This is a genomic window from Lentzea alba (assembly GCF_011067745.1).
Lineage (GTDB): Bacteria > Actinomycetota > Actinomycetes > Mycobacteriales > Pseudonocardiaceae > Lentzea > Lentzea alba.
In genome coordinates this window covers 372,370-382,875 of record NZ_JAAMPJ010000012.1, presented here as the reverse complement: position 1 = coordinate 382,875, position 10,506 = coordinate 372,370, and the positions used below count along the sequence as shown (strand labels likewise).

Genomic DNA, 10,506 nt, shown 5'->3' with positions numbered 1-10,506 from the left:
AGCGACGTGCTCGTGGTCATCGACGAGGCCTACAAGGAGTTCGTCGACGACGCCCACATCCCCGACGGCGTCGAACTCGCCAAACAGCAGTGGGCCGCCGGCCGCGACAACGTCGCGGTACTGCGCACCTTCTCCAAGGCCTACGGCCTGGCCGGCCTGCGCATCGGCTACGCCGTCGCACCCCCCGCCGTCGCCGAAGCCCTGCGCAAGGTCTACGTACCGTTCTCCGTCAACGCACTCGCCCAGGTCGCCGCGATGGCCTCACTCGACGCCGAAGACGAACTCATGGTCCGCTGCCGCGCCATCGTCGCCGAACGCACCCGCGTCCGCGGCGAACTACTCGCCATGGGCTACGACGTCCCCGAAACCCAGGCCAACTTCGTCTGGCTGCCACTAGGCGAACGCACCGCCGCGTTCAACGAACACTGCCTCGCACACAAAGTCGTCGTCCGCGCCTTCGTGGGCGACGGCACCCGCGTCACCATCGGCGAACCCGAGGAGAACGACGCCTTCCTCGCCGCCGCCCGCACCTTCACTTCATGACGGGCACCGCGTCCACACGAACTGGTAGACTGAAGCGGTGTAGGCGTCGGTCGAGTCCATCGCCAGGTAGCTCGTCGTCGTCTTCGGATCCGACGTGCCGGCGCTGACCCTCAGCTCGGTGTTGATGTTGAGGTCCTTGGCCTCGCCGCACGGGCGGACGACGGGCATCCCGACGTCGACGGTCTCCGTGACCAGCCAGCCGTCGTCCACCGGGCCCTGCCAGGTGTGGCTCAGGTACGGCGTCGCCGACATGCCCTGGAAATAGTGGTTGGCCCTCAGCGTTCCGGTGGCACCGGGTTCGAGGTGAGCGAAGCCTCGGTAGTCGACCTGGCCGATGCCGAAGGTGAAGCCCTGCGGCACGTTGACCTTCACGGACAGCTGGCAGTTCTTGCGGAAGTCCGTCGGCCTGGTACCGACACCGACCGCGGCGAGGTAGTCGCTGTAGATCAGGTGGAAAGTGGTGTTGTCCGGTGACACCGTCACGGCGACCGCGCCTCGGTGGCAGCCGGACCCGTTGACGGTGACCAGTTCGGCGGTGACCTCACCGGGTGGCGGCGGGCCGGCCGGCGGGAGGACGACGGCGGACATCGCCATGGCAGCGGCAGCGATCGTGCTGATCATCGGACACCTCCGCGCCGGTCGAGATCCGCGTCAGCTGAGAGCGGCGCGGCGGCAGGCCTCTTCCGCGATGGCGTCCGGCACCCCGGCAATCCGCAGTGATCCTTTGCAGAGGACCTGATTCCCTTGTGCCCCATCAGCGCAACCGATGTCCACGATCTTGCCGCTGTAACCCTGCGCCATCAGGTAGAACGTGCAGTCCCATTGATCGGCTGCCGCCACCGTGTTTCCGGACATCGTCGATCCGGCCACGAGGACACCAACCACGAGAAACCGACGAACTCGCATGATTCGAGTCTCACACGCCCTGCCGGGCGAGTCGCCGACCAAGAGACGGAAAGGGTCATCCGCCACTCGTGCCAGCAGCCGCTCGGGTGAACGCCGCGCCGAGCAAGCTCCCGTGGCCCGCCAGCAGGATGCGCACAACTGACCGGTCTGGTCGTGGACCGCGGGGCCGGCCACACCGCACAAGGCGTGATCAGGCACGGTGTGACCGGATCCAGCGCCCACAGGTGAACCACGTCGCCACTGGCGACGGCCCGCGCCCGAATCACGACGCCCCCACTCGTTCACCCGAGGGAGCAGGAGATCGCTGAACTGGTCGCGCGCGGAATGACCAACAACGACATCGCCACCGCCCTCGTCATCGGCAGGCGAACCGTGGAGTCCCACCTCGAGAACATCCTGAAGAAACTCGGCCTCACCTCGCGCACCCAGGTGGCCTCGTGGCTGTCGGGGCGTCCGCCGCGGTCTCCGTAGCGCATCGGGCCGAGACTCAGAGCAGGCCCTGCCCGCGGGCGTTGGCGATGAGCTGGGCCCGGTTGCGGGCGGCGAGCTTGTGCATCACCGTGCGCAGGTAGGTCTTCACGGTGTTGATCGACAGGTTCAGCTCGGCGCCGATCTCGGGATTGGTGTGCCCGGCCGCGACGAGCCGGAGGACGTCGTACTCGCGGGCGGTGACCGGCGCGGTGGACGACACGACCTCGCCGGTCTGGAACGTCCCGGTGCGGACGACGCTGCGGATGGCGTCCCGGATCGCCGTGCTGCCCGCGTGTTTCACCAGGATTCCGCACGCGCCGGCGGCCAAAGTCGGTGCTACGGCGGCATGTTCGGGAAACGCGGTGAACAGCAGGATGCGGCTGGCCGGGCTGACCCGGTGCAGCTGCGGCACGACGTCGGCGGCGAGGCAGTCGGGCAGCCGCAGGTCGAGCAGCACGACGTCGGGACGTTCCGCGGCGCAGACCGTGACGGCTTCGGCGCCCGTGCCGGCGTGGCCGACGACGACCATGTCGGAGTGCCTCTGCAACTGGGCGGCGACGCCGTCGTGGACGACGGGATGGTCGTCCACGATCACGATGCGGGTCTGGGTGCGGGTCAGCACGGCAGCCTCGCTCGCCAGATCGTGCCACCGTCCGGATCGGACACCACGCGCAGTGAGCCGCCCAGCCGGGCGAGCGCTTCGGCCGTGCTGGTGAGGCCGAGTCCCGGCGTGTGGTCAGGGCCGAGTCCCACGCCGTCGTCGTGCACGGCGATCGTCAGCCAGGGATCACTTCGCCGCACCGACACCGTGACGGCACCGGCGTGCGCGTGCTTTTCCACGTTCAGCAGGGCTTCGCGGACCGCGGTGAGCAGAACGTCCGATCGCGACGGTGCGAGCTCGGGCGGTTCCTCGTCCAGTACGACGAGTTCCGCGGGCAGGCCGGTGCGGTCGGCGAAGGCCGCGCAGTCGGCCCGCAGCGCGACGCCGAGAGCGAGGGCGGCCGGCGAGGAACGCAGCGTGCGCAGCGACTCGCGCAGCGCCGTGGTCGCGTCCACGGCCTGCCGCCGCAACCGGTCGAGCCGCGCCTGCAGTTCGGGATCGGCCTGGGTGGCTTCGGCGAGATCGGCCATGCCGGAACCGATGGCGAACAGCAGGGCGCCGACGCTGTCGTGCAGGTCGGCCGCCATCCGCCGGCGTTCCTCGTGGACCGCGATCTCCCGGCTCAGCCGGGCGCGTTCGGCGACCGACACCGCCAGCGCGGCCTGGGCCGCGATCGCCGAGGCGTGTTCGATCTCGCGGTCGCCGAACGTTCCGTTCTGCCGGGGAGCGATGGCCATGACGCCGAGCCGTTTGCCGTCGCGCAGCAGCGGGACCGCCAGCACTCGCCGCACCTTCTCGGTGGCCATGTGGCGATCGAAGTCGTGGGTGATCTCCTGGCTGCCGAAGTAGTCGTCGACCCACTCCGCGCGCCCGGTCTGGAACACCTTGCCGGTCAAGCCCGTGTTGGGTGGCACCTGGAGCGCCCGGAGCACGCCGGTCCAGTCGCCGGTGACCTGGTCGAGCGTCAGCACGCCGTCCGCGTCGGGGCTGGCCGTCCAGGCGACCTCCGAACCTTCGGCGAGCAGCGCCAGCGCGCGCCGCAGCGCCTCGCCGCGGTCCAGCGCCGCGAGCAGGTCGGCGTAGTGCTCGTCGAGTCCGACGAGCGGGTGCGCTCGCATGGTCACATCAAACACTCCGCTCCGATGTCTGTCACGGCGACGATTCCCCGGTCGCGCTCGCGCCACTACGCCCGTTCGGGTGTGCCGCGGGTGTTGCCGGTCTGTCAGGGTCCCGTCCCTCTCATCGGTGCGAGGAACGAGGCCGCCAGTGCTTCTTGACGTGACGATCGAACACGACGTGCCGGCCACCATGCGCGACGGCGTCGTGCTGCGGGCCGACGTCTACCGGCCCACGACCGGCGGGCCGTGGCCGGTGTTGCTGACCCGGCTGCCCTACGGCAAGAACCTGCCGATGCTCGCCGCCCTGATGGACCCGGTCGGCAAGGCACGGCGTGGCTTCCTCGTCGTCGTCCAGGACACCAGGGGCCGCTCCGCCTCCGACGGCGAATGGGAGCCGTGGACGTCCGAAATGGACGATGGCTACGACACGGTCCGTTGGGCCGCCGCGCTTCCGGGTTCGAACGGATCGGTCGGCATGTTCGGCGCCAGCTACTTCGGCAACACCCAGTGGATGGCCGCGCTGGCGAAGCCGCCGGAGTTGAAAGCGATCTCCCCGATGGTCACCTGGTCCGAACCGGACGACGGGCTCTTCGCTCGCGGCGGGGCGCAGGAGCTCGGGATCACGGTGCCCTGGTCGCTCACGCAGGGTGTCGACACGCTGATGCGCCGGCACGCCGACGATCGGATGGCCCTGGGGCAGGCGCTCATGGCGCTGGTCGGTGATCTCGACGCGATCGCGAACACCACGTACTGGGAACTGCCCGCCGGCCACCATCCCGTCTACGAACGGCACGGCATCGCGGAGCTCGGCTACGAACGATCCCGCCGGGAGCCGGAGTGGAGCGCGTCGTGCCGCGTCGCCGGCCGGCAGGCGGAGGTCGACCTGCCGAGCCTGAACACCGGCGGCTGGTACGACATCTTCTGCCAGGGCACGCTCGACAACTACGCGGCCGCGCGGGCGGCGGGCCGTCCGGCGAAGCTGATCATGGGTCCCTGGTCGCACACCGGCAACGCCACGGGCTACCTCGGCGACGTCAACTTCGGGATGGCCGCGAGCACGGAACTCCTCGGCTTCCGCGGCCGGTTCGCCGACCAGGAGCTCGGCTGGTTCCGCCAGTGGCTCACGCCGGACGCCGAGTCACCGCAACCCGAGCTGCCGCCGGTGCTGCTGTTCGTCATGGGTACCAACCAGTGGCGCGAGGAGCAGGAGTGGCCTCTCTCCCGCGCGGTCGACACCGACCTGTTCCTGCGCGCGGGTGACCGGCTCGCCTTCGACGCCCCGGAAGCCGGAGAGGAAGCCGACGCGTTCACCTACGACCCCGCCGACCCGGTGCCGACCGTCGGCGGTGCGCTGCTGATGTCGAACGAGTTCCCGCCCGGCCCGCTGGACCAGGCCCGGGTCGAGGCCCGGCCGGACGTTCTCGTCTACACGACCGACCCGCTCACCGAGGACCTCGAAGTCACCGGCCGCGTCCGGGCCCACCTCACCGCGGCGACCGACGCACCGACGACCGACTGGGTAGTCCGCCTCTGCGACGTCGACCCCGGAGGCGTCTCCCGCAACGTCGTTGACGGCATCGTGCGCGCGGTCGCGACGCCGGGCGAGTTCACCGAACAGGTCGTCGACCTGTGGTCCACCAGCCACGTGTTCCGCGCCAGGCACCGCCTGCGGGTGCACGTCACGTCCAGCAGCTTCCCGCGCTGGGACCGCAACCTGAACACCGGCGAGCCCAGCGACCAGGGCACGCGGTCGCGACCCGCCCACCAGTCGATCGCCCACGACTCCGCCCGGCCCTCCCGTATCGTGCTTCCCGTGGTCCCGGCTCCAGCGAAGGAGCAAGCGTGACGAACTCGTACGCGTCCGGCCCCTCCGACGTGCCCTTGCTCGGCGACACCATCGGGGACAACTTCGACCGCACGGTCGCCGCGGATCCGGACCGCGAAGCCCTGGTCGAGGTGCCGACCGGCAGGCGCTGGACCTACGCGCAACTGCGCCAGGACGTCAACGTGCTCGCGCTGGGGTTGCTGGAGACCGGCGTGACGAAGGGCGACCGGGTCGGCATCTGGGCACCGAACATGGCCGAGTGGACGCTGCTGCAGTACGCGACCGCGAAGATCGGCGCGATCCTGGTGAACATCAACCCGAGCTACCGGACGCACGAACTCGAGTACGTGCTGAACCAGGCCGGGATCTCGACGCTGGTGTCGGCGCGGGAGTTCAAGACCTCCGACTACGCCGGGATGATCGAGGAGGTCCGCGGGAACTGTCCCGCGCTGCGTTCGGTGGTGCTGATCGGCTCCGGCGAGTGGGATCGGCTGCTGGAGCTCGGCCGAGGCGCGGACGCGGGCCGGCTCGCGCGGGCACAGGCGGCGCTGTCACCGGACGACCCGATCAACATCCAGTACACCTCCGGGACGACGGGCTTCCCGAAGGGCGCGACCCTGTCGCACCACAACATCCTGAACAACGGCTACCTCGTCGGCGCGCTGTGCGGCTACACGCCGGAGGACCGGGTGTGCATCCCGGTGCCGTTCTACCACTGCTTCGGCATGGTGATGGGCAACCTGGCGTCCACCTCCCACGGCTGCACGATGGTCATCCCGGCGCCGGGCTTCGACCCGAAGGCCACCCTGGAAGCGGTGCAGCAGGAGCGGTGCACGTCGTTGTACGGGGTGCCGACGATGTTCATCGCCGAGCTCAACCACCCCGACTTCGCGACCTACGACCTGTCGAGCCTGCGCACGGGCATCATGGCCGGCTCGCCGTGCCCGGTCGAGGTGATGAAGCAGGTCGTGTCCGAGATGGGCATGGAGGAGGTCACGATCTGCTACGGCATGACCGAGACCAGCCCCGTCTCCACCCAGACGCGCAGGGACGACTCCCTCGAACTGCGCGTCTCGACCGTCGGCCGGGTGCACCCGCACCTGGAGGTGAAACTGGTCGACCCGGTCACCGGCTTGACCGTGCCACGCGGCGAGGCCGGGGAGCTGTGCACCCGCGGCTACTCGGTGATGCTGGGCTACTGGAACGACCAGGAGAAGACCGCCGAGGTGATCGACGCCGCGCGGTGGATGCACACCGGAGACCTCGGGGTCATGGACGCCGACGGCTACGTCAACATCACCGGCCGGATCAAGGACATGGTCATCCGGGGCGGGGAGAACATCTATCCCCGGGAGATCGAGGAGTTCCTCCACACCCACCCGGACATCCTCGACGCGCAGGTCATCGGAGTGCCGGACGTCAAGTACGGCGAAGAGCTCTGCGCGTGGGTCACGCTCCGCCACGGAGCCGGGGAGATCACGGCCGAGAGCCTCCGCGCCTTCGCCACCGGCAAACTCGCGCACTACAAGATCCCGCGCTACGTCATGGTCGTCGACGAGTTCCCGATGACCGTCACCGGCAAGGTCCGCAAGGTCGAGATGCGGGAGAAGTCCGTCCAACTCCTCGACCTGGGCGAGGCCGCCGCGATCCGGAACGCCTAACGTCAGTTGCTTGACGCAACGTGCTAGGTTGGCGGGATGCTGGGCCAGACCTACGACGATCAGCTGTGCTCCATCGCCCGGACCCTGGAGGTCGTCGGCGAGCGGTGGAGCCTGCTGATCGTGCGCGACGCACTGCTCGGCCTGCGCCGGTTCGAGGAATACCAGGACAGCCTGGGCATCGCCCGCAACGTGCTCACCAAGCGCCTCACCAAGCTGGTCGAGGACGGGTTGCTGGAACGGGTCCGCTACCAGGAGCGCCCGGCTCGCTACGAGTACCGGCCGACGAACAAGGCCAAGGACCTGCTCACCGCGGTGCTCTCGTTGATGCACTGGGGCGACAAGCACGCCGAGGACCCCCTCGGTCCGCCGCGGATCACCAATCACCTGGGATGCGGCGGCAACGTCCGGGAACAACTCGCCTGCACCGAGTGCGGCCAGGTGGTGCGACCGGACGCCGTGCAGATGCTCCCCGGCCCCGCACTGACCACTCCCCCGGCCTGACCTCCGAAACCCAGGGCCCCCGGCAATGTCGTTTCTGCCGGCGGGGCGTCTGCAAGGACTCTGTTGGTGAATCCGGGAGATGCCCGATATGTCCGGCTGGCCGCGCCTCGCGCTTGCCATGGGGGGCACATTCATGGACCACAGGTCCATGAATGTGCCCCCCATGGCCAACCCTCGCGCCTGCGAGCGGCACCGGTGAGGATTCGCCAACAAAGTCCTTGCAGGCGCCATTGACAGTCAGACGGATGACCTGACGGGGCTTTGGCGGAGCCCCGACCCGAAACCGAGGCGGTCTCGCCCCACTGGGATGAGGCCGCCTTTTTGCTGCGCGAACAGCTGAGTTGCTTCATGAAACTATCACCGTTAGGGTTCTAGTTGCTTCATGAAACTTACCCCCGGCCCGTGAGGTAACACTCGATGACCCGATCCAAGCTGGACAACCACCCCACCGTCGTCGAGGCCCGCCGGCGCCGCGGTTCCGAACCCACCGGTCCCGTCCAGCCCCTGGACACCGCCTGGCTGCGCGAACTCTGCCTAGAGGCGGGCGCGGACGACGTGGGCTTCGTCGAGATCGACCGCCCGGACATCGCCGACCAGCGCGACGACCTGAACGCGGCCCTGCCCGGCGTCCGGACGCTGGTCAGCATCGTGTGCCGGATGAACCGGGAGAACATCCGCACCCCGGCGCGCTCCGTGGCCAACCTGGAGTTCCACCACACCGGCGACCACACGAACGAGGTCGGCCGGCAGGTGGTGGCCAAGCTGGAAGCGATGGGCGTGCGCGCCATCAACCCCGCGATGGGGTTCCCGATGGAGATGGACAAGTTCCCGAGGAAGGCGTGGGTCGTCTCGCACAAGCCGGTCGCCGTGGCGGCCGGGCTCGGCAAGATGGGCATCCACCGCAACGTCATCCACCCGAAGTTCGGCAACTTCGTCCTGCTGGGCACGATTCTGATCGATGCCGAGGTCAGCGACCTCTCCCAGCCCATCGAGTACAACCCCTGTCTCGAGTGCAAGCTGTGCGTGACCGCCTGCCCGACCGGGGCGATCGCCAGCGACGGCCACTTCAACTTCTCCGCCTGCTACACGCACAACTACCGGGAGTTCATGGGTGGCTTCGGCGACTGGGCCGAGCAGGTCGCCGAAAGCCGCAACGCCCACGACTACCGCGAACGCGTGACCGACGCGGAGAGCGCGTCCATGTGGCAGAGCCTCTCCTTCGGCGCCAACTACAAGGCGGCCAACTGCATGTCGGTCTGCCCGGCCGGCGAGGACGTCATCGGGCCCTGGCTGGACAACCGCAAGGCCCACCTGAACACGGTCGTCCGCCCGCTGACGGACAAGGAAGAGACCGTCTACGTCGTCGCCGGTTCCGACGCCGAACAGCACGTGGCCAGCCGCTTCCCGCACAAGCGCACGAAGCAGGTGAGCATGAGCCTGCGCGCCAACAGCATCGACGGCCTGGTGGAGGGCATGCCACTGGTCTTCCAGCGCGAGCAGGCCAAGGACCTGTCCGCCACTTACCACTTCACCTTCACCGGCGCCGAGTCCCGGCAGATCACCGTGACCATCCGCGATCGCCGGCTCGACATCGCCGACGGGCACGAGGGTGAACCGGATCTCCGCGTCACCGCCGACTCGTCCACCTGGCTGCGTTTCCTCAGCAAGCCATCGGTGTTGCCGTGGGCGCTGCTGCGTCGCCGCATCAAGCTGCAGGGCTCACCTCAGTTGCTGCGTGCCTTCGGCCGTTGTTTTCCGTCCTGACCGGCAGAGAGAGACGAAGTGTTGAATCACCACCTCGTGTTGGAACGCAAGGAAACGGTTGCCGAAGGCGTGGTCCTGCTGACCTTGCGGGACCCCGAAGGCCGGCCACTACCGGAATGGGAGCCGGGCGCACACGTCGACCTGGTGCTGCGGGAGGACTTGGTCCGGCAGTACTCGCTGTGCGGGGATCCCGAGGACCGGTCCCGGCTTCAGCTCGCGGTGCTGCGCGAACCGGAAAGCCGGGGCGGGTCGAGCCACGTGCACGACGTGCTCGCCGAAGGTGACTCGGTGCACATCCGCGGCCCCCGCAACCACTTCGCGCTCGAAAGGGCCAAGCGTTACCTATTCATCGCGGGCGGGATCGGGATCACCCCGATCCTTCCCATGCTGAGGGCGGCCGACGCGAGTGGCGCCGACTGGCAGCTCGTCTACGGAGGACGCACCCGCGCGTCGATGGCGTTCGCCGAGTTTCTGCAGCAGACGTACGGAAAACGGGTGAGCATTCGTCCGCAGGACGAGTACGGGTTGCTGGATCTTCCTTCGCTGCTCGGCAAACCGCAACGCAAGACAGCCGTCTACTGCTGTGGGCCGGAACCACTCCTCGCGGCGGTCGAAGCCGCCTGCGAGAAGTGGCCGAGCGACGCCCTGCACGTCGAACGCTTCGCCCCGAAGGAGCGTCTCGCCGCCGGGCCGCGCACGACCTTCGAGGTCGAGCTCGCCCAGTCCGGCCAGACGCTCAAGGTCTCCGAGGACATGTCCATCCTCGAAGCGGTCGAGGGCGCCGGCATTTCGGTGATGACCTCGTGCGAGGAAGGGATCTGCGGAACCTGCGAGACGTCCGTGCTCTCCGGGCAGATCGACCACCGCGACTCGGTCCTCAACGACGAGGAGCGAGCCGCGGGCGACACGATGATGATCTGCGTTTCCCGGGCCAAGAGCGACCGTCTGGTCCTCGATCTCTGACGGACACCTCGGCGGCGAGCCCTGCCGCCGTTCGAAGAACCAGATCGTGTTGGTCGACTCGAGGCTCCACAACGCGGCGATCTTCCGTCGAATCGACAGTCGAACACGACGAACAGAAAGTCGCCCTGCCGTGCACGGGCAAGTGCCGCGTTC

Annotated in this window: 11 protein-coding genes; 7 read left to right on the top strand and 4 right to left on the bottom strand. The window is 68.7% G+C overall.

Annotated elements, in window-relative coordinates; all coding sequences use genetic code 11:
• Positions 1–543: aminotransferase class I/II-fold pyridoxal phosphate-dependent enzyme (locus G7043_RS36590; protein WP_166053231.1), on the top strand; the 543-nt coding region annotated here is incomplete at its 5' end.
• Here G7043_RS36590 and G7043_RS36585 read toward each other — a convergent pair.
• Both G7043_RS36585 and G7043_RS36580 read right to left on the bottom strand, forming a co-directional pair.
• Positions 538–1,164, bottom strand: coding sequence for a DUF4360 domain-containing protein (locus tag G7043_RS36585; RefSeq protein WP_166053230.1), 627 nt, complete (start codon positions 1,162–1,164; stop codon positions 538–540). The two genes, G7043_RS36590 and G7043_RS36585, sit on opposite strands and share 6 nt — an antisense overlap.
• Before the next feature lie 30 nt (positions 1,165–1,194).
• Complete coding sequence (locus G7043_RS36580; RefSeq protein ID WP_166053229.1) at positions 1,195–1,413, bottom strand: hypothetical protein; 219 nt, start codon at positions 1,411–1,413, stop codon at positions 1,195–1,197.
• Positions 1,414–1,689: 276 nt separating this feature from the next.
• Here G7043_RS36580 and G7043_RS49625 point away from each other — a divergent pair, with 276 nt between their 5' ends.
• Positions 1,690–1,920, top strand: coding sequence for a response regulator transcription factor (locus G7043_RS49625; RefSeq protein WP_278185973.1), 231 nt, complete (start codon positions 1,690–1,692; stop codon positions 1,918–1,920).
• 16 nt (positions 1,921–1,936) lie between these two features.
• Here the strand turns inward: G7043_RS49625 and G7043_RS36570 are convergent, their stop codons facing one another.
• Positions 1,937–2,542, bottom strand: a complete 606-nt coding sequence (locus G7043_RS36570; protein ID WP_166053227.1) for a response regulator transcription factor — start codon at positions 2,540–2,542, stop codon at positions 1,937–1,939.
• Positions 2,536–3,639, bottom strand: coding sequence for a GAF domain-containing sensor histidine kinase (locus tag G7043_RS36565; protein WP_207312193.1), 1,104 nt, complete (start codon positions 3,637–3,639; stop codon positions 2,536–2,538). The genes G7043_RS36570 and G7043_RS36565 overlap by 7 nt, the downstream gene beginning before the upstream one ends.
• A 160-nt stretch (positions 3,640–3,799) precedes the next feature.
• Between G7043_RS36565 and G7043_RS36560 the strand changes: the two genes are divergently transcribed.
• The 5 genes from G7043_RS36560 to G7043_RS36540 all read left to right on the top strand — a co-directional run bounded on the left by G7043_RS36560 (position 3,800) and on the right by G7043_RS36540 (position 10,353).
• Positions 3,800–5,485, top strand: coding sequence for a CocE/NonD family hydrolase (locus G7043_RS36560; RefSeq protein WP_313888244.1), 1,686 nt, complete (start codon positions 3,800–3,802; stop codon positions 5,483–5,485).
• Complete coding sequence (locus G7043_RS36555) at positions 5,482–7,125, top strand: AMP-binding protein (RefSeq protein ID WP_166053225.1); 1,644 nt, start codon at positions 5,482–5,484, stop codon at positions 7,123–7,125. The genes G7043_RS36560 and G7043_RS36555 overlap by 4 nt, the downstream gene beginning before the upstream one ends.
• Before the next feature lie 36 nt (positions 7,126–7,161).
• On the top strand, positions 7,162–7,626 hold the full coding sequence (locus tag G7043_RS36550) for a winged helix-turn-helix transcriptional regulator (protein ID WP_166053224.1): 465 nt from the start codon (positions 7,162–7,164) through the stop codon (positions 7,624–7,626).
• A gap of 417 nt (positions 7,627–8,043) precedes the next feature.
• Positions 8,044–9,390 (top strand): SCP2 sterol-binding domain-containing protein, encoded by a 1,347-nt coding sequence (locus G7043_RS36545; protein WP_166053223.1) that lies wholly within the window; start codon positions 8,044–8,046, stop codon positions 9,388–9,390.
• Between the two features lie 18 nt (positions 9,391–9,408).
• Positions 9,409–10,353: a PDR/VanB family oxidoreductase gene (locus tag G7043_RS36540; protein ID WP_166053222.1), complete on the top strand. Its 945-nt coding sequence runs from the start codon at positions 9,409–9,411 to the stop codon at positions 10,351–10,353.
• Positions 10,354–10,506 lie beyond the last annotated feature (153 nt).

Coding starts and splice junctions, on each gene's coding strand:
- G7043_RS36585 (WP_166053230.1), bottom strand. CDS start 1,164: ATGATCAGCACGATCGCTGCCGCTGCCATGGCGATGTCCGCCGTCGTC.
- G7043_RS36565 (WP_207312193.1), bottom strand. CDS start 3,639: ATGCGAGCGCACCCGCTCGTCGGACTCGACGAGCACTACGCCGACCTG.
- G7043_RS36550 (WP_166053224.1), top strand. CDS start 7,162: ATGCTGGGCCAGACCTACGACGATCAGCTGTGCTCCATCGCCCGGACC.
- G7043_RS36545 (WP_166053223.1), top strand. CDS start 8,044: ATGACCCGATCCAAGCTGGACAACCACCCCACCGTCGTCGAGGCCCGC.